The sequence below is a fragment of the Hoeflea sp. genome, assembly GCF_984452065.1.
The window spans coordinates 1-17,824 of the sequence record NZ_CFHWAF010000096.1 but is presented as its reverse complement, the minus strand read 5'-3'; the positions used below and the strand labels follow the sequence as shown (position 1 = coordinate 17,824).

Here is a 17,824-nt window from a genome sequence, read left to right as displayed (position 1 = left end):
AATGGCGCGGGCAAGACAACGCTCATGAATATTCTCTTTGGGCTTTATCAGCCCGAAGAGGGACAAATCTGTTTGAACGACGAACCCGCCATCATCACCTCACCGAAAAAGGCGATGAAGATGGGGATTGGAATGATTCATCAGCATTTCATGCTGGTGGACAGCTTGACCGTCGCCGAGAACGTGGCGCTTGGTCTGCCTGATCAGGGCTGGACCCTGAAGCTGGAGCGCATCGAGCAGCGGCTGTCGGAACTCTCCGCAGAGTACAAGTTCGACATCGACCCGCACCAGGAGGTCTGGAAACTGCCCATCGGCATGCGCCAGCGGGTTGAGATCCTGAAGGTTCTGTTCCGCGATGCGGACATCATCATTCTCGACGAACCGACCAGCGTTCTGGCGCCGAATGAAATATCCAGCTTCCTGGACGGCCTGCAACGCCTGCGCGCGTCCGGCAAAACGGTGATCTTCATCACCCACAAGCTCGATGAGGTCGAGGCCGTCGCGGATACTGTCACGATCATGCAGCATGGTCGTGTCAGCGCCGAAGTCAGGGTCGCCGGCTCAAGCGCCAAGGAGATGGCGCGCCTGATGGTTGGGCGCGAGGTGGTCCATGACAAGATGGACCGTGGTGACGCCAAACCCGGTGAGGTGATTTTTCGCGTCGAAGGACTGCGCGCGCGCGATTCACGCGGGATTGAAGCACTAAAGGGCGTGTCCCTGGACATCCGTGCAGGCGAAGTCCTGGGCGTGGCCGGCGTGGATGGCAATGGACAGGCGGAACTCGCCAACGTCGTGGCCGGGCTGCATGTGCCCGAGGCCGGCACGGTCACGATTGACGGCGTGGACGTTACCAAAAGCTCAGCTCATGCCCGGCGCCACACGCACGATCTGTCCTATGTGCCAGAAGACCGACATCACATTGGGTTGGTTCTGGACTTCCCGGTTGTGCACAACGCAATCATGCGTGACTTTCGCGTCCCGCCTTTCTCGAGCAATGGGCTCCTGGACCGGTCGCATGCCCGCGCGACCGCGCAGGAATGGGTCGATCGCTACGATGTACGCCTGCAATCCATTGATCAGAAGGTGCGATTTCTATCCGGCGGAAACCAGCAGAAGTTGATCTTCGCCCGAGAAGTGGAATGTGACCCGCGCGTCCTTGTCGTCATGCAGCCTTGCAAGGGCCTGGATGTCGGCGCGATTGAGACAGTGCAACGCTCGGTGATGCGGGAGCGGGCCGCCGGCAAAGCCATTCTCTACATTTCAACGGAGCTGGAGCACATCATGACGGTCGCCGACCGCATTGCCGTGATGTGCGCCGGTCAAATCACCGGAACGCTGACACCGGATGAAGTGACCGACGAGCGTATCGGTGCGCTTATGGGCGGGCTCTCGGCACAGGTGGCCGTATAATGCTCTCCGCAATCCGTTACATTTATGCTCTTCGGCCGGTTTGGGCCGTTCTGCTTGCGCTGCTGGTCGGCTCAGGACTCATCATGCTGGCGGGCGTTTCACCCTTTGCGGCCTACTATGAGCTCTTCAAGGGCGCGTATTTTGACTATTGGGGCCTTGCCGGAACGCTGGTCAAGACTTCACCCATCCTACTGGCCGGACTGGCGGTGATCCTGCCCTTGCGAGCGGGTCTCCTCAATATCGGCGTCGAAGGGCAGATCTATATGGGCGGTCTGTTTTCGGCGATGGCGGCGCTGCTGTTGCCGGAAATGCCCGCCTGGATTCATGTGCCGATCTGTATAGTCGCCGGCGTGTTGGGCGGCGGCTTCTGGGGGCTGATCCCGGGCTATCTGAAAGCCTATCACGGCATGAACGAAGTGATCCTGACGATCCTTTTGAACTTCATCGCCATCAACATCGTCAGCTATGTGGCGGGAGGGCCGATGATGCAGGAGGGCGCGCCCTACCCCTACTCGGAAGAAATCCGCCAGGAGCTCTGGTTGCCCTGGATCATGCCGGCAACAGATGCGCATGCCGGCGTTGTGTTCGCCCTGGGGTTCGCACTGACCATGTTTATCCTGCTTCGCTATTCCACGGCGGGATTCGCACTCGAAATGATCGGCAAGAACGCCGCCGCGGCAAGATATGCCGGCGTGCCGGTCAAGCCTTACATTGTTGGTGTGATGTTCGCGGCCGGCGCCATTGGCGGTCTGGCCGGTACATTCGAGGTTCTTGGATTGAAGTACCGGCTCTTCCACAATTTCTCCCCTGGTTACGGGTTTGATGGGATTGTGGTGGCCTTCCTGGCCATGGTGAACCCGCTGGTCGCGCCGGTCGCCGCATTTTTCCTGGCGGGCCTTAAGTCGGGCGCGCTTGTCATGCAGCGGGCCGTAGGGCTGGAAAGCACGGTCATCGAGGCCATTCAGGGGCTCGTGATCATCTTTGTCGCCGCGAGCCTGGGCCTGAAGTACGACGCTCAGAGATGGGCGGCCCGCCTAATACGCCGTCGCCGCCGCCTTGACGCCGAAGTGGGCGATACGTTTGACGGCGTAAGGAACGGAGACGGGACATGATTGAGTTCCTCACCGACCCGCAGGCTCTGACCGATTTCCTGTCGACCGGTCTGCGCCTTTCCATCCCGATCATCTTTGCCGCGGTAGGCGGCGTAATCGCGGAGCGCTCGGGCGTGTTCAACATCGCGCTCGAAGGCTGCATACTCGGCGGCGCATTTGGTGCAGCTGTCGGCGCTTATCTGATCGGGACACCTTATGCAGGGGTGTTTCTGGGTGTTTTCGTCGCAATGGTGGCGGGACTTATCCTGGCTGGATTGGCCGTCGGCCTTGCAATCAACCAGCTTGTTGCCGGCATTGCCATCAACATATTGATGCTTGGCCTGACATCTTATCTGGCGCGCCTGATCCTCGGAGCCGACGCCACGTCGACCCTGCCGGGCTTCCAGCCTATCGTCATTCCGGGCCTGTCGGCCATTCCGGTTCTGGGGCCTGTTTTGTTCCATCAGGACCTCCTGACCTATCTGATGTACCTGCTGGTGCCGCTGGTGTGGTGGGTCATCTTCAAAACGCCCTGGGGCCTGAACCTGCGCGCGGTGGGCGACTATCCGGTTGCCGCCGACAGCGCAGGCGTCAGTGTTCCAACGGTTCGGCTCGTCGCAGTGTTGGCAAGCTGCGCCATGGCCGGTCTTGGAGGATGCTATCTGGTGCTCTCTCAAGTCTTTGTCTTCACCGAACACATGAGCGCCGGAAAGGGTTTCATTGCACTTGCGGCCCTCATTCTTGGGCGCTGGAATCCAATCGGGGCCCTTCTGGCGTGCTTGTTTTTCGGCCTTTCAGACGCTTTGCAACTCAGGCTGCAATTCAACAGCCCCGATGTGCCGTATCAGCTCTTTTCCATGGTGCCCTTCGTGGCCTCGTTCCTGGCGCTCGTGCTCTTTGCCGGCAAGGTGCGTCCGCCGGCGGCCATCGGCACACGGTATGAGCGGGGAGGCAAGTGATGGTCAAGCAAGACATGATCCAAAATCCGGTGCCCTGGCCAAACGGTGCAAGATGCGCCTGCTGCGTCACATTTGACATGGACGCGGACAGCCTCATTCATCTTGACCACCCCAAGGATGGGTATCGTCGCGTCTCACCGATTTCGATGCTGCAATATGGGCCGACGGTGGCAGTGCCCCGCATCGTCGAAACCTATCGGCGGTTGGGTATCAAACAGACCTTCTTTGTCCCGGCCTGGTGTATCGAGACATATCCCCAGGCCGTTGAGACCATGCTTGAGGGCGGGCATGAGATCGGACATCACGGATATCTTCACGAAAACCCTGTGCGCCAGAGCTGCGAGGAACAGGCTTTGTGGATGGACCGCGCGACTGAGGTGATCGAGCGGATGACGGGGGCCCGCCCCCGCGGCTGGCGCGCGCCGCTCTACAACTTCTCAAACCATTCCGCCGATCTGCTGGTCGAACGCGGCTTTCGTTATGACGCATCGCTGATGGGCGATGACGTGCCCTACTGGATCGAAACCAGCAACGGCCGCTTTGTCGAATTGCCGTCGCATTGGGGGCTCGATGACTGGCCGCAATATGTACAGTCGATGGATCTCGACTACATGATGCCAATCCGCGCACCGCGCACCGGGTGGGAAGCGTTCGCGCAGGAGTTCGAATCCGCCTATCGTCACGGCGGCCTATGGGTGCCGGTGGTTCACCCCTTTGCAACGGGACGGCTGTCGCGGTGGGACGTTGTCGCCGACTTCCTGGAAGGGGTCCTCAGCCGCGGCGACGTTTGGTTCGCCCCGATGGAAGAAATCGCGGCGCATGTCGAAAAGGTCACACGGAACGGAACATACGCGCCGCGTCGGGTGAAAATGCCACAATACGCCGAGCCGGTCAGGGTATGAACAAGAGGAAAGCGAAATGTCCAAACATGGCTATGACTCCGGCCGCCTGAACCTCCCCTTTGTCGGGATCTGCACATTCGGAAAATATCCGTATGTCGAGGACTGGGACGCGATTGAAGCTGATGTGGCGGTCTTGGGCGCTCCCTTTGATTTCGGGTGCCAGTGGCGGTCTGGCGCACGCATGGGGCCGCGCGCCATTCGCGAAGCCTCGACATTGTTTTCTTTCGGCCATGCCGGGGCTTACGACCATGAAGATGACGTCACTTATCTCGATCCGGAGAAGGTCACCATTGTCGATATCGGCGATGCCGATATCGTCCATACCGACACGGCTAAAAGCCATGCCAACATTGAACTTGGCGTTCGCAAGATTCTCAAGGCAGGCGCATTGCCCGTGATTCTCGGCGGCGATCACTCGGTCAACGTTCCCTGCGTCAACGCCTTTGATGACCAGGACCCGATCCATGTGGTGCAGATCGACGCGCACCTCGATTTCGTCGACGAGCGGCATGGCGTACGCTACGGTCACGGCAATCCGATGCGTCGCGCTGCCGAGAAATCCTATGTCACCGGGCTGAGTCAGATCGGCATCCGCAACGTGTCTTCCACCGCGCGTGACGGCTATGTGGATGCCCGGAACATGGGGGCCGACATTCAATCGGTGCGTCAGGTCCGCAAAATGGGGATCGACGCGATGCTGGCGCGCATCCCGTCCGGCGTGCGCTACTATGTGACCATCGATATTGACGCCTTCGACCCATCGGTCGCACCGGGCACCGGCACCCCAAGCCACGGGGGGTTCGTCTACTATGAAGTGCTGGAACTGATGGCGGGCCTCGTCAAGCGCGGCGACATCGTCGGGTTGGATCTTGTGGAAGTCGCGCCCGATTATGACCAAACAGGATCAACCCAGATCCTTGCAGCGCAGTTGCTCATGAACATCATCGGGCGGACCCTGCATCAAAGAGAGATGAGGGAATAGGAAAGGCACCCGGTCAGCTTCCGCGATTATCCGCGTTAGCGCTTCGTCGAGCGGCTCGGCGCCGCTATCCGTTGCGCTATTATATTGACGCATTTGGCCGTGGCGATTTTGGTTTCTGACCCGGCCTTGCTCATCCAGCGCTCCCTCATTGCGATTTTCTTGTAACCTCTATGGCGGCCTGCTTGAGCCGCGGCACGGCCGCTGCGATGAAAGCGTCATTGAAACGACTAACGAGACCAAACAGTGAGATTGACAAGATGGTCTCGCCTTGATCATCAAAAACGGGCACCGAAACGGCTCCGATGTCGGACTCGTTCTCACCGCGATTCACCGCGTAGCCGCGGGAGCGGATCAGCTCCAGCTCAGTTTCAAGCGCCTTGCGATCGTGGAGCGTATTTTCCGTTGTCGCAACCAATCGATAAGCGCCAAGTCGGGCGCGGCGCTCTTTGGCCGAGAGCGAAGCAAGCCAGAGCTTGCCTTGAGCGGTTGAATGCAGGGGCAAGATTGTTCCGACCTTGATGTTAATGTTGAACGGCCGGTTCGGAATTGCCACCGCCATGCAAATCGGCCCGGCGCGGGACAGCCTGCTTGCCATCACCGATTCGTTGAGATCCTGGCTAACCGCGTCGATCACCGGTTTAACCACATTGGCCATCGGATTTGTAAGTTGCTCGATCTGGCCGAGCTCCCAGATCCGCGGACCTATGCAGTAGCTGCCGCGTCGGTAAGTCGCCAGCGCTCCCACGCGGAGCAATGTTGCGAGAAACCGATGGGCCGTTGCCGGCTTGAGACCGAGCTCGTTGACAACCGTCCTTGCACTGATCTCGGGGCGGCCACTTTCGATCAACCCAAGAATCTCGAAGCATTTCAGAACGGACTCGTTTGCTTTCGTCGACATGTCCCTGACCCTTCACCCTATGTTCGCACCCCTATCGTGAGCCTATCGCTCGACTACAGCGAATTCAAACTTAATCTCACATAGTGAGCTATAATGCCCATATAATTGATTGATTATTCCAATTTTCTTACTTATGGTGATTTTAATGTCTATATGTGAGATAAAGGTGGAAGCCATGCGGGTAGGACTGCTCATCGACAACGAAAATGTCGAGGCTGCTGCAGGGTCGGTATTCAACCGACAAAGCCCCATCGACGCCGAGGTCGTGTCCACCGCGGCCGCTGCAGGGGACGTTGATGTGGATCGAGCGGTGAAGTCCTGTGCGGCAGCGTTTCCGCTTTGGTCCACACTTGGTCCGGCAAAACGGCGTGCAATTTTGAATGCGTGCGCCGACGCATTGGACGCAAAGGCGCCTGAGTTCATCAAAATCGGCGGTGAGGAAATCGGCGCCACCGCGCCATGGATCGGCTTTAACGTCATGCTGGCCGCCAACATGCTGCGAGAAGCAGCATCGATGACGACCCGGATTAAGGGAGAGATCATTCCCTCTGAGAAGCCAGGGTCAATGGCTATGGGCTACCGCCAGCCGGTCGGCGTATTGGTTGGGATGGCGCCATGGAATGCGCCTGTCATTCTTGCCGTACGCGCGTTCGCAATGGCGCTCGCGTGTGGCAATACGGTGGTCTTGAAGGCCTCCGAGAAGTGTCCGGCTACGCACCGCCTCATTGGCGATGCCATGGCTGTGGGTGGACTGCCTGCCGGTGTTCTCAACATCTTGACCCATGCGGCGGAGAACGCACCGGAGGTTGTGAACGCTCTTATAGATCACCCTTTGACGCGGCGTATTAACTTCACGGGATCCACGAAGGTCGGGCAGATTGTTGCCGAGCGAGCGGCCAAGCACCTCAAACCGTGCCTCCTGGAGCTAGGGGGTAAGGCACCACAGATTGTGCTTGAGGACGCCGACATCGAGGGCGCGGTGAACGCCGCCATCTTCGGGGCTTTCTTCAACCAGGGCCAGATCTGCATGTCAACAGAGAAGATCGTTCTTCTTGAGCCAGTCGCCGACGCTTTCGTGGCGCGATTCAAGGAGCGGGCCGAGGCGCTTGTTGCCGGGCCGCCTTCCGAGAAGGTGCATCTTGCTTCGGTCGTTGACCGGATAAGCATTGATAGACTTGAGCAGTTGATTGAAGACGCCGTTGCCAAAGGCGCGACCGTGCTCACCGGTGGGGCACCCAGGGAAGGTACAATCATGCCGGCAACCATCCTCGATCATGTGACGGCAGAGATGGCGATCTATTCAGACGAAAGCTTCGGCCCGGTCACCACCGTCATCCGCGTTTCGGATGAGGAGGCAGCGGTGCGGGTCGCCAACGACACACAGTACGGCCTGACGGCTTCTGTTTTTGGACGCGACACACGCCGTGCTCTTGAGGTTGGCAAGCGCATCCAGTCGGGCATTTGCCATATCAATGGGCCAACGGTTGGCGACGAAGCGCAAATGCCCTTCGGCGGCACAAAGCGCTCCGGGTATGGCCGGTTCGGTGGCTCGGCGGCCATTGCGGAATTTACCGAGTTGCGGTGGATTACGATCGAAGACCCCACACAGCATTATCCGATCTGATGGGTTGCCAGATCGCCAGGCATGTCTTGGCGGTGCGCATATCCCGAACCAGCCTGTGAAACGAAAATGCCACCGCCGATAGGCAGGCCAGCAGGGGGCGGAACGCCACCCATGCAAATACGTAACACCGAGGACTTCATGTTGGAACACGTCAGCGATCTCAAGGCAGAGGCCATCGTGTCGGCAGGTGGAGCGCTATTCGGCAAGCTTAAATCGGTTGGTGTCGAGTACGTCTTCGCAAACTCCGGGACGGACTTCCCGCCGATCATCGAGGGGCTCATCGAAGCGACACAGGCAGGCATGGACCTGCCGACGCCGGTGACTTGCCCGCATGAGCATGCAGCATTGGGCATGGCGCATGGCTACTATCTGATGTCGGGGAAAATGCAGGCCGTCATTTTGCACACCAACGTCGGTCTCGCGAACGGGGCGACGGGGGCGATCAATGCTGCGTGCGACAACGTGCCGGTGCTGATGATGTCAGGCCGTACACCAGTGGCGGAGGGAGGGCGCTTCGGGGCCCGCACTGTTCCGATCGGTTGGGGGCAAGAAATGTTCGATCAGGCTGCACTGGTTCGCGAAGTGTCGAAATGGGACTATGAGCTCCGCTTCCCTGAGCAACTGCCGGGGTTGATTGACCGCGCAGCCGCCATCGCGAACTCGACACCAGCCGGCCCTGTGTACCTCAGTTTGCCACGGGAAGTTCTTTGCGAGCCAATCTCGGTGGATGCTGCACGGGCGGAGCCGATCATGAACCCGGCGAAGACAGCGGTCGATCCAGAAGCTTTGGCGGATGGCGTGAAGGCGTTGAAGCGCGCCAAGACCCCCCTTGTCATCGCTCAGCGCGGACTGGGCAGCACCGGGATTTTCGATTCCTTTTCAGAATTCGTGTCAGCTTGGGCACTGCCGGTGTGCCAATATTGGGCAAACCGGCTGAGCCTTGCGGCGGATCATCCAATGAATGTCGGAATGGATCCACGCGAGCTGCTTGCTGAGGCCGATGTGGTGCTTGTCATCGACAGCCTCGCGCCTTGGTGGCCGGATGCAACTGTCTTGCGAGATGATGTAACCGTCATCCATCTCGGGCCTGACCCGCTGTTCGCCCGCACGCCAGTGCGCAACTTCCGTGCCGACATCTCGCTGGCGGGCGAGACGGCGGAAACTCTGGCCGCGCTGATGTCTCAGATGGGCAGCCCCCGAGCGCAATCGAGAATGCTCTCGACACGACGTGATGCAATCACTTCCAAGGCGGCTGATCTGCGCGCCGAAGTGCTCCTTAGCGCAGAACGCGGCGCAAGAGCACCAATGACGAAGGACTGGGTAAGTCTTTGTCTCGGGCGTGCACTGAAGGGCCGGCCGGCGACGGTTTTTCACGAACTCGGCGCTCCACTGGCTCCACTCGATCTCGATGCGCACAACAGCTATTTCCAGGAGCCTTTTTCCGGGGGTCTCGGTTGGGGCTTTCCGGCCGCTCTGGGCGCCCAGATTGCTGCCCCTGATCGCCTCGTTGTCGCGACGTTGGGTGACGGCTCCTACATGTTTGCGAACCCGACCGCGTGCCATCAAATAGCCGAAGCGTTGGGATTGCCGGTCCTTGTTCTGGTTCTCAACAATGAGGAATGGGGCGCCGTGCGCCATTCGGTCGAAGGGCTTTACCAACAAGGGCTCGCGCCGATGGCAAACGAGGTGCCCATTACATCCCTTCGGCCCAGCCCTGACTTCACGAAAACCGCGCAGGCAAGCCGAGCCTATACAGAGACAGTGATGGACGGGGTTGATCTGCCCGATGCCCTCGAGCGTGCAATTCGCGTCGTGACCGAAGAACGCCGACAGGCCCTTCTGAACATAGCCATCGTCCGGGACCGAACGTCTCATGAGAGATCATGACGTTACGGGCTCTTATCGGCAAAAAATTCGGGCTGAACGCAAAGTGCAGCCTTTCACATGGAAATGGGAGGAACTCCAATGAAGATATCAACACAGTCGGTTCTTGTGGCGCTCTCTATCGGTTTTATCGCGACATCGGCGACCGCGCAGGAACTGCGTTTTGCCAATTGGCTACCATCTCAACACGTCTTGAATACAACCGTGTTCCCCATGTGGATGGAATCGCTCGCCGAGGCATCGGGCGGCGAGATCGAGTTCGCAGTGTTCCCCGCCCGTCAGCTTGGCGCTCCCGGCGACCACTACGATATGGCCGCGAGTGGTATCGCCGATCTAGCCTTCATCAACACCGGTTATCAGCCCGGCCGCTTCCCGATGATCGGCGTCGCTGAACTGCCGTTTCTTATTGACGATCCGGTGACGGCGCGGACCGAAGCTTTTGACGGATGGTACCGTCAATATGCCGATGAGGAGATGGCTGAGGTGAAATTCTGCCTCACCTTCAATGGCGGCCTCTACGCACTTCACTCAAATGAACCGGTCTTCGCTCCGGAAGATGTTGATGGAATGCGTATCCGTCTGCCGAACCGGACTCTGGCCAACTACTTCGGCGCGATGGGGGCGACGAACATCCAGATCTCCGCACCCGACAGCCGCGAGGCGTTGGAGCGCGGTGTAGCCGATGCGATCCTGTTCCCTTGGGCCAGCCTCTTTCCCTTTGGGATCAACGACGTGGTCAGTAATCATCTCGATATCAATATGGCATTCAACAACTTCGCTTTCGTGATGAACCAAAGCACCTACGATGGCCTCTCGGAGCAAGCAAGATCTGCTGTCGACAGCCACTGCACAAGTGAGTGGGCGGCGCATATCTCCGAAGGGTGGCTTGCAACGGAAGCGGCTGGCAGAGAACGTCTGATCGAGCAGGGCAACACACTCAACACGCCCACGCAGGGGCAATTGCAAGCTTTCCAGGACGCTGTTGCACCGGTTCGGGCAGAGTGGATAGCCGCCGCCAACAAGGCCGGCTACGATGGCGAAGCCGCCTACCGGGAGCTTGTCTCAGCCTTCGGCGAAAACTAGGCTTATGGCTGCGACAGTCTTTTCCCGCTTTGCCGCCGCGGTGGAAAACACCGCAGCGATACTCCTGTTCGTCGTGACGGTGTTGTCCTTTTCTGCCGTTGGCGCGCGCTATGCGTTCAACACAGGAATACCCGATGCCTTTGACGGTAGCCGCTACCTCTTGGGAGTTGTGATTTTCTGGGGGCTTGCAAGTGCGTGCCACCGCGGTGAGCACATTACAATGGACGCGCTTTGGACGATCTCACCGCAACCGGTGAAGTATATGCTCGATATTTTTGCGAATCTGGTGATCTGCATCGCGCTTGCATTTTTCCTGTGGCAGTTTTCGGAGAAGGTGATCGACACATGGAAAGCGAATGTCGGCACAATCGATCTGAACTTGCCGGTGGCAGGCTTCTACACACTGGCATTGCTGGGCCTTGGCTTCGCGCAAGTGCTCGCTGTTGCCCGTCTTGTCCGTGTGGCGAGCGGTAAGGTCGAAACCATCCCAGAACCACTGACAAGCGATTAGCTGTGCCGGACAAATGCCGTTCAGCTTGCTCTAGCGCCGCGCTTCAAATGATGGTTTGTCCAAAGCCGGCGCGAAAAGGAAATCAGTTGCTTCTTTTCTTGCAGTTTCATGCTCGGCTCCCTTGGTCGCTGGTCAGGGGCGTTGCACCTTATGCTACGGACTTCCCATATGGATCGTGACCTCATTGCCATCTTTGGTTTCGGCCTTCTTTTTGTGCTGATGCTGCTGCGCGTGCCAATCGGTTTTGCCATGGGAATAGCGGGCGTTGCAGGCTTTGCGGCGGTCACCGGTTTCAACTGGGATATCGCGCTGAACCTTCTGTCCAGTTCACCCATCTCGACGGCGACGTATCACAGCCTGGCACTCATTCCCATGTTCATCTTGATGGGTGCATTTGCAACCGCGTCGGGTATGAGCCGGGAGTTGTTTGCCTTCGCTGCCGCCTGCGTTGGCCATCGCAAGGGCGGGGTGGGCATGGCGACGATCGGCGCTTGCGCCGGCTTCGCCGCGATTTGCGGCTCATCTGTCGCAACAGCCGCAACTTTCTCCAAAGTTGCGTTCCCGGAGATGCGGCGGCTTGGTTATTCAGAACGACTGTCGTCCGGTGTTATCGCTGCCGGCGGCACGCTGGGGATCATCATTCCGCCCTCAGTGCCCCTCGCGCTCTATGGAATTCTAACGGAGCAGAACGTTGGTGCGCTGTTCATTGGCGCAATCATCCCCGGCATACTTGCCGCTGGGATGTACATCGCGACGATCCGCGTCGCCGCCGCGTTCTCCGCAGGAGATATGCGGACAGCTGAAAAGGCACGCTGGTCGGAGCGTCTGGCAGCACTGCGGGGTGTATGGGCCATCCTTCTGCTGTTCGTGTTCATCTTCGGCGGCATCTATGGCGGTGCCTTTACGGCCACCGAGGCGGCTGCGATGGGTGCGACAGGCGCATTCATCATTGCGTTAGCTCGCCGACGGATGAACTGGACGAATTTCATCTGCGCGTTGCGGGATACTGTCCGCACGACGGCGGCTATTTTCACCATCCTCATCGGGGCGCTCATCTTCGGCTATTTCCTTGCCATCACCCAGGTGCCGCAGAACCTCACGAACGCCATCATCGAAACCGGGCTCAACCGCTATGTCATTCTGGGTGTCTTGCTGTTCTTCTTTTTGGCACTTGGCTGTGTACTCGACCCCATCGCAATGATCTTGCTGACCGTGCCAATCGTGTTTCCGCTGATCCTGGAGCTTGGCTTCGACCCTATCTGGTTTGGCATTGTCATGGTGATGACCGTAGAACTTGGCCTCATTACGCCTCCGGTGGGGATGAACGTTTTTGTAATAAAGAGCGTGCTGCGCACGGTTGGGCTAACAACCATCTTCATCGGGGTCACCCCGTTTATCCTCAGCGATGTTTTGCGGCTTGGCATCCTTATTGCCTTGCCAGACCTTGTAACCTTCTTGCCAGGGCGCATGGATTAGAGCGAGTTGTGAAAAGGTTATCGGAATATGAAGAAGATTCATGTTTTCCATCCCCTTGAAGGTGCGACCCTCATCGAGATCGATGCGCCGCCCGCGAACCCCGGTGCAATCCCGTTGTGGAAGCGATTGGACACGATCTCTATGACGAAGCCTGTGAATACGGTTCGTCCGATCCGACGGAACTGCGTTTCACCCGCCGCGTCCTCACCCTGCTCTTTGCATCGGAGTATTGACATCATGCGACGCACATAGGTTTGCAGATTTTGCGTAAAGTACGTATATTGCGCAGAATCAAGGAGTGATCCATGTCAACCACCACAACACCGGCCTCGGAATTCTGCCGCAACTTCGGTCGCTATAAAGATGCGGCCATCGAGCAAGGCGCAATTCCGGTTTCCAGCAATGGTCGACCGGTTGGCGCCTACCTGTCGCAGCGCGAATTTGAGCATTATCAGGCCCTGAAGCGCCGTGAAACGGAGGGCCTTTCCATCGACAATCTACCTGACGAAGCCCTGCAGGATATCGCGGAGGCGGAACATGGTCGTCTCGCTGAATGAGCCTGCCACAACCGCGGCCCGACATTGCCAGGTCCCTCGGTCTCGATGAAGATCGTCACTGGGTACGATTTGATGAGTTCAATCGGTTTGTTTGGCCCGGCTTCGATCTCAGACCGATTCCGGGACGCAAGGGTGCGTATGTCTATGGCGATCTGCCGAAGGCGTTCTTCGACAAGCTCCGTATTGCCATTTTGGAACGGGCCGCCAAGCCCGGTTCCAGTCATCCGACCTCTCGCGACTGAGAATTCGGTTCCTCCCGGACCCCGCGAGAGGGTTTGGCGTCCAGGCATGAGCCCTAGCGGACACAATGCAAGAGCGGCCAGCAAGCTTCAAACGGCATGTCGGCAAAGCTCGGCGATGGAATACTCGCCGCGCAGGCCCTCCAGCACGATGCGGATCTTTTCCTCGGCGGAGAACTTGCGGCGCATGCGACGCTTGATGTCCTTCACATGCTTCTCGACCGTCTCATGCGGCCAGGATTTCTTGCTCATCTCACTCCTTGGTGGTTACGATGAGCAAGAAATCCTCCTCAAGCAAAACAATCGATCTGTCTCACAGTCGCTGACGGGGAACACACCCCCGGGTTTGCCGGAGAGTAAAACTCTCGCAGAATACCCCGGGCGGTTCAGTCCGTACCTTAGATTTACGCGGGCACCCCCGGCCCGTTAGGGTTTTCAGGCGCTGCGGCTCTCTCACTCCAAACATCTGCCATCATGGTATTCTGCACAACGCCCTTCCCGTGACGAACGCAATCGCTCCATTCTACCATTGCCTCACGATCACCGGCCATAGCGGCTCTCTTAAACCAAAGGGCTGCCTCTTTTTGATTCTCCACCACGCCGATACCGTCACGATAGCGCTCTCCATGTTTAAACATTGCCTTCGGAAGTATTTGCAATTCGTTCTGCAACTCACACAAGGAAGCTTTGATTTGCTCGTGCTGCGCCTCAATCTTATCGTTTCTTGCCTTGATGTAACTTGACGGCATAAGCTTGGCTCTTTCCAAACCCTCAAGCATTTTATGAAAAAGAGTTTTACGTCCAGAATAGCGGTCTACCAATTCATTGATATCACCCTTTTTCATGAAATTCTTCAGTGCCGGAAGCAAGAGTGCATCCGTTGAAAGAACACGCGCCACACAATCTTTCGCAAGCTTTTTGACAACAGAAACGTTCTTGTCGTTTGTCCCAAGTTCAACTTTTTTGGCGTCTACCGCATGCAGTCGCTTAAAACCTTGATAGACCTTTTTGAAATCATCACGTACCAGCCCCGCCACAATACCGTTCGTTGCCTTGGATTCAGATTTGTTCAGACTTGTCGTTTTGCGAGCCAGTTTCCAATTGCTGTGCCTTGCGCGGGTACGGCTGAAGAAATTGTAGAGTCTCTCGGAAATCCCCGAATGTTGGGCGCGTAATCGCACATTGTCATCGCCAGGGTGAGCAAATCGGCAAGGCTTTTCACTGACCGAAGGCTGAACTCTGGGCGATGGAGAACTGTGTGATACACTTGAAGGTCCCGCAGATCCTATCTGAGTAGCTACCATTTCTTGTGCCTCTTGAAATTTCAATGTCTGATCATAGCCAGCACTGATCCGAATAAGTGTGCTGAGTGAAACAGAAAACTTCCGTTTTTGCTCTAATGATGTGAGCGTCCGATACTCTAACGGCTCCATGACATGATTTCGGCTGACGCGGTATCAGTGCGACAAGAAAGCCTGCAGCGCATGCCCGATCAAAGCCGCCTGCACCGATGCGCCATCCCTCTGTCTTGCCGTCTCAACCGTTGAACCGCTTGGCCGGCAACTGCGTGTCCTGGCCGGGAGTGTCAGCTACAAGCGCGCGCGACGAAAATGAAAGAAGGTCGAGATGTTGTTCGCCCATTTGAAACGATATCTCGGCCTTAAGAGCCTCCCGGCAATCACCGCGCCCACCGGGCGCGTTTAATGAAAGGGCACAAACACAAGATATTGTGGCAGGAGTTTTTATCGAAATCCACCGCTTTAACAATACAAATCAAGGCACTGAGTGGACGCAATTTGTCACCTGCGCGCCATCGCGGAAGCGGCAGCGGCAAGCACATGGGACGACATCACGCTTTCTGCCCATTCGGGCACGCCAGCCTCAATGGCATCGACGATTTCACTATGGTGTTGAGCACTTCGCAGCAGATCCGCTTCAGAGTAGCTGTGATAAGTGCGCGCCACGACCCCGATATTGACAGCCGAAGCGATCAGCGCGGTCAAACGGGGCGAGCGGGCTGCTTCGTAGATAATCTGGTGAAACCTAGAATTCGCTGTTGTGATTAACTTGAAGTCTTCTGGGGTTTTCGGCGGCGTATGCGCGGTCATTTGTCTGGACAAACTGCGCAACTCGGCAAGTTCTGCTTCGTTGGCCATTTTCGCAGCGCGCCCAGCGGCAAAACTCTCAAGACGTCTCCGGATTTCAAAAAGCTGTATCAGTTCATCCTCAGGAAACTCAGTGACCCGGGTGCTGTAGCCTGGACCCTTCTCGACAAAACCTTCATGCACCAAGCGACGGATCGCTTCGCGCACAGGCGTCCGGCTGACGTTGAATTCTTCAGCCAATGCTTGTTCCACCAGACGTTCACCAGGCGCGAATTTGCCCGCCAAGATGCGAGAGCGCATTTCTTGATAAATAGCCTCCATCGCAGGAGGGTTGTTGCTGCCATTCATCATGCCACCGCACTCCGTTTGGGAAAGCCGCCGGCCTTCATCACCATCCCCGGCACTTGCCTTTCAAGTTGCTCTTCCAGCCAGATCGCGGCATTCACCGCCTTGTCCAGATCGATGTTTGTCCGCACGCCCGCGCGCTCAAGCATGTATACCAAATCTTCGGTCGCGATATTGCCGGTCGCCTTTGGTGCAAAGGGGCAGCCGCCCACGCCGCCGATGCTGGCGTCGAGTGTTGTGACTCCAGCTTCGATCCCGGCCCAGGCATTGGCAAAGCCGGTATTTCGCGTGTTGTGCAGATGCAGGCGCAGCTTGACCTGAGGAAATGCCGCGCGCACGGCGTTCACCCGTTCGGTGATGTCACGGGGCGAGGCCACGCCAATTGTGTCGGCAAGCGCTAGTTCGAACGGGTCATGCGCCATGCACGACTCGACCACCTCCATCAGCCGCGAAACCGGAACCTCCCCTTCAAAGGGACAGCCGAAGGCGGCTGCAATGGTAACGCCAACGGCGATCTCTTCTTCACTAGCGGCCTTGATCTGCGCAAAAGCGGTGATGCTTTCTTCCGTCGATACCCCTTGATTGCGACGGTTGAATGTATCCGAGGCCACGACGACAAAGTTCGCCTCATCCAATCCTCCGGCCACCGCGCGGTCAAAACCGCGTTTGTTAAGGGTAAGTCCAATAAAGCGCGCTTCGCTGGACTGAGGCAGTTTAGACGCCACTTCATCGGCATCGGCCATCTGCGGGACGCGCTTGGGGTTGACGAAACTTGTCACCTCAAAGCGCCGCAAACCCGCATCAAACCCGCGCTGAATCAACTCTATTTTCGTATCCGAATTTAGAATTTTGGATTCATTCTGTATACCATCTCGGGCTGAGACTTCGATAATCTCGACAAATATTGACATTTCTGCTTCCCTAATGGAAATTTGGTATACAAAATACGCGAGTGGACGAAGAGTTCAAGCGAAATCGAAGGACATGGGGATGACCGCAACAACTGGCAATGGCGCGCTCGGCGATCTGAGAGTCTTGGAGATGGGCCAGCTTCTGGCGGGCCCGTTCTGCGGGCAGATGCTGGCGGATTTTGGCGCCGAGGTGATCAAGATCGAGGCACCCGGTGTGGGCGATCCTATGCGGCAATGGGGGCGCGAGAAACCGCATGGCAAGTCGCTGTGGTGGCCGGTTGTTGCGCGCAACAAGCGGTCGATCACGCTGAACCTGCGCGAGAAAGAGGGGCAGGATGTGGTGCGCGAACTGGTCAAAAGCACCGATATTCTGATCGAGAATTTCCGCCCCGGCACCATGGAGCGTTGGGCGCTGGGCTATGAGGAGCTTTCCGCCATCAACCCGCGTCTTGTGATGGTGCGGGTGACGGGCTTTGGCCAAACCGGGCCATATTCGAAACGCGCGGGCTATGGCTCGATTGGTGAGGCGATGGGCGGGCTGCGCTACGTGGTGGGTGATCCCTCGACCCAGCCCAGCCGGATGGGCATTTCCATCGGCGATGAGTTGGCCGCGGTTCACGCCTGCATGGGCGCGATGTTTGCGATCCACGCCCGCGAGCGGACGGGCAAAGGGCAAATCGTTGACAGCGCGATCTATGAGGCCGTGCTCAATATGATGGAATCGCTCGTCACCGAATATGACGTCGCGGGCTACGTGCGCGAGCGAACGGGGCCGATTTTGCCCAATGTTTCGCCCTCCAACGTGTTTGACACGGCGGATGGCAAGCTGCTGCTGATTGCAGCCAAT

Annotated in this window: 18 protein-coding genes and 1 pseudogene; 14 read left to right on the top strand and 5 right to left on the bottom strand. The window is 57.7% G+C overall.

All coding sequences use genetic code 11. The features are described from left to right. The 5 genes from AC5E6N_RS16995 to speB form a co-directional block, all read left to right on the top strand. Positions 1-1,410: ABC transporter ATP-binding protein (locus tag AC5E6N_RS16995; protein WP_491748933.1), on the top strand; the 1,410-nt coding region annotated here is incomplete at its 5' end. Further along, positions 1,410-2,522 carry an ABC transporter permease gene (locus tag AC5E6N_RS16990; protein WP_491748932.1) on the top strand — a complete coding sequence of 371 codons (1,113 nt, stop codon included), beginning with the start codon at positions 1,410-1,412 and terminating at the stop codon, positions 2,520-2,522. The genes AC5E6N_RS16995 and AC5E6N_RS16990, both read left to right, overlap by 1 nt. Next, the gene (locus AC5E6N_RS16985) at positions 2,519-3,460 is read left to right on the top strand and encodes an ABC transporter permease (protein ID WP_491748931.1); all 942 of its coding nucleotides are present in this window, start codon (positions 2,519-2,521) and stop codon (positions 3,458-3,460) included. Before AC5E6N_RS16990 ends, AC5E6N_RS16985 begins: the two co-directional genes overlap by 4 nt. Next, entirely contained in the window at positions 3,460-4,362 is a 903-nt protein-coding gene (locus AC5E6N_RS16980; RefSeq protein ID WP_491748930.1) for a polysaccharide deacetylase family protein, read from the top strand. Before AC5E6N_RS16985 ends, AC5E6N_RS16980 begins: the two co-directional genes overlap by 1 nt. A 16-nt stretch (positions 4,363-4,378) precedes the next feature. Next, the gene (speB, locus tag AC5E6N_RS16975) at positions 4,379-5,344 is read left to right on the top strand and encodes an agmatinase (RefSeq protein ID WP_491748929.1); all 966 of its coding nucleotides are present in this window, start codon (positions 4,379-4,381) and stop codon (positions 5,342-5,344) included. Positions 5,345-5,489: 145 nt separating this feature from the next. Here speB and AC5E6N_RS16970 read toward each other — a convergent pair whose 3' ends face one another. Further along, the gene (locus tag AC5E6N_RS16970; RefSeq protein ID WP_491748928.1) at positions 5,490-6,242 is read right to left on the bottom strand and encodes an IclR family transcriptional regulator; all 753 of its coding nucleotides are present in this window, start codon (positions 6,240-6,242) and stop codon (positions 5,490-5,492) included. Positions 6,243-6,417: 175 nt separating this feature from the next. On the opposite strand from AC5E6N_RS16970, the gene AC5E6N_RS16965 reads away from it, so the two are divergent. From AC5E6N_RS16965 to AC5E6N_RS16930, 8 genes are all read left to right on the top strand, one after another. Beyond that, the gene (locus AC5E6N_RS16965) at positions 6,418-7,866 is read left to right on the top strand and encodes an aldehyde dehydrogenase (protein ID WP_491748927.1); all 1,449 of its coding nucleotides are present in this window, start codon (positions 6,418-6,420) and stop codon (positions 7,864-7,866) included. 111 nt (positions 7,867-7,977) lie between these two features. After that, positions 7,978-9,753, top strand: a complete 1,776-nt coding sequence (locus tag AC5E6N_RS16960; RefSeq protein WP_491748926.1) for a thiamine pyrophosphate-requiring protein — start codon at positions 7,978-7,980, stop codon at positions 9,751-9,753. 78 nt (positions 9,754-9,831) lie between these two features. Beyond that, positions 9,832-10,833: a TRAP transporter substrate-binding protein gene (locus AC5E6N_RS16955; RefSeq protein WP_491748925.1), complete on the top strand. Its 1,002-nt coding sequence runs from the start codon at positions 9,832-9,834 to the stop codon at positions 10,831-10,833. A 4-nt stretch (positions 10,834-10,837) separates the two neighbouring features. Further along, positions 10,838-11,344, top strand: a complete 507-nt coding sequence (locus AC5E6N_RS16950; RefSeq protein WP_491748924.1) for a TRAP transporter small permease — start codon at positions 10,838-10,840, stop codon at positions 11,342-11,344. 168 nt (positions 11,345-11,512) lie between these two features. Next, positions 11,513-12,820, top strand: coding sequence for a TRAP transporter large permease (locus AC5E6N_RS16945; RefSeq protein ID WP_491748923.1), 1,308 nt, complete (start codon positions 11,513-11,515; stop codon positions 12,818-12,820). A gap of 116 nt (positions 12,821-12,936) precedes the next feature. Further along, entirely contained in the window at positions 12,937-13,053 is a 117-nt protein-coding gene (locus AC5E6N_RS16940; protein ID WP_491748922.1) for a DUF3768 domain-containing protein, read from the top strand. Between the two features lie 72 nt (positions 13,054-13,125). Further along, a complete protein-coding gene (locus AC5E6N_RS16935) occupies positions 13,126-13,377 on the top strand; it encodes a type II toxin-antitoxin system Phd/YefM family antitoxin (RefSeq protein ID WP_491748921.1) in 252 nt (83 codons plus the stop codon). After that, positions 13,374-13,619 (top strand): hypothetical protein, encoded by a 246-nt coding sequence (locus AC5E6N_RS16930; RefSeq protein WP_491748920.1) that lies wholly within the window; start codon positions 13,374-13,376, stop codon positions 13,617-13,619. The genes AC5E6N_RS16935 and AC5E6N_RS16930 overlap by 4 nt, the downstream gene beginning before the upstream one ends. A gap of 99 nt (positions 13,620-13,718) precedes the next feature. Here AC5E6N_RS16930 and AC5E6N_RS16925 read toward each other — a convergent pair. From AC5E6N_RS16925 to AC5E6N_RS16910, 4 genes and pseudogenes are all read right to left on the bottom strand, one after another. Further along, positions 13,719-13,868, bottom strand: a pseudogene (locus AC5E6N_RS16925) (IS3 family transposase); the annotation flags it as partial. Positions 13,869-14,020: 152 nt separating this feature from the next. Next, the gene (locus AC5E6N_RS16920) at positions 14,021-15,049 is read right to left on the bottom strand and encodes a tetratricopeptide repeat protein (protein WP_491748919.1); all 1,029 of its coding nucleotides are present in this window, start codon (positions 15,047-15,049) and stop codon (positions 14,021-14,023) included. Between the two features lie 366 nt (positions 15,050-15,415). Further along, a complete protein-coding gene (locus AC5E6N_RS16915) occupies positions 15,416-16,072 on the bottom strand; it encodes a GntR family transcriptional regulator (RefSeq protein WP_491748918.1) in 657 nt (218 codons plus the stop codon). Further along, entirely contained in the window at positions 16,069-16,977 is a 909-nt protein-coding gene (locus AC5E6N_RS16910; RefSeq protein WP_491748917.1) for a hydroxymethylglutaryl-CoA lyase, read from the bottom strand. Before AC5E6N_RS16910 ends, AC5E6N_RS16915 begins: the two co-directional genes overlap by 4 nt. Positions 16,978-17,050: 73 nt before the next feature. Here AC5E6N_RS16910 and AC5E6N_RS16905 point away from each other — a divergent pair. Then, a partial coding sequence (locus AC5E6N_RS16905) for a CaiB/BaiF CoA transferase family protein (protein WP_491748916.1) occupies positions 17,051-17,824 on the top strand: 774 nt, incomplete at its 3' end.

Excerpts from the sequence above, each read along its gene's own strand:
- AC5E6N_RS16970 (WP_491748928.1), bottom strand. The coding sequence starts at position 6,242 with ATGTCGACGAAAGCAAACGAGTCCGTTCTGAAATGCTTCGAGATTCTT.
- AC5E6N_RS16910 (WP_491748917.1), bottom strand. The coding sequence starts at position 16,977 with ATGTCAATATTTGTCGAGATTATCGAAGTCTCAGCCCGAGATGGTATA.
- AC5E6N_RS16930 (WP_491748920.1), top strand. The coding sequence starts at position 13,374 with ATGAGCCTGCCACAACCGCGGCCCGACATTGCCAGGTCCCTCGGTCTC.
- AC5E6N_RS16955 (WP_491748925.1), top strand. The coding sequence starts at position 9,832 with ATGAAGATATCAACACAGTCGGTTCTTGTGGCGCTCTCTATCGGTTTT.
- AC5E6N_RS16960 (WP_491748926.1), top strand. The coding sequence starts at position 7,978 with ATGCAAATACGTAACACCGAGGACTTCATGTTGGAACACGTCAGCGAT.
- AC5E6N_RS16950 (WP_491748924.1), top strand. The coding sequence starts at position 10,838 with ATGGCTGCGACAGTCTTTTCCCGCTTTGCCGCCGCGGTGGAAAACACC.
- speB (WP_491748929.1), top strand. The coding sequence starts at position 4,379 with ATGTCCAAACATGGCTATGACTCCGGCCGCCTGAACCTCCCCTTTGTC.
- AC5E6N_RS16935 (WP_491748921.1), top strand. The coding sequence starts at position 13,126 with ATGTCAACCACCACAACACCGGCCTCGGAATTCTGCCGCAACTTCGGT.
- AC5E6N_RS16990 (WP_491748932.1), top strand. The coding sequence starts at position 1,410 with ATGCTCTCCGCAATCCGTTACATTTATGCTCTTCGGCCGGTTTGGGCC.
- AC5E6N_RS16920 (WP_491748919.1), bottom strand. The coding sequence starts at position 15,049 with ATGGAGCCGTTAGAGTATCGGACGCTCACATCATTAGAGCAAAAACGG.
- AC5E6N_RS16915 (WP_491748918.1), bottom strand. The coding sequence starts at position 16,072 with ATGATGAATGGCAGCAACAACCCTCCTGCGATGGAGGCTATTTATCAA.
- AC5E6N_RS16945 (WP_491748923.1), top strand. The coding sequence starts at position 11,513 with ATGGATCGTGACCTCATTGCCATCTTTGGTTTCGGCCTTCTTTTTGTG.
- AC5E6N_RS16985 (WP_491748931.1), top strand. The coding sequence starts at position 2,519 with ATGATTGAGTTCCTCACCGACCCGCAGGCTCTGACCGATTTCCTGTCG.
- AC5E6N_RS16965 (WP_491748927.1), top strand. The coding sequence starts at position 6,418 with ATGCGGGTAGGACTGCTCATCGACAACGAAAATGTCGAGGCTGCTGCA.
- AC5E6N_RS16980 (WP_491748930.1), top strand. The coding sequence starts at position 3,460 with ATGGTCAAGCAAGACATGATCCAAAATCCGGTGCCCTGGCCAAACGGT.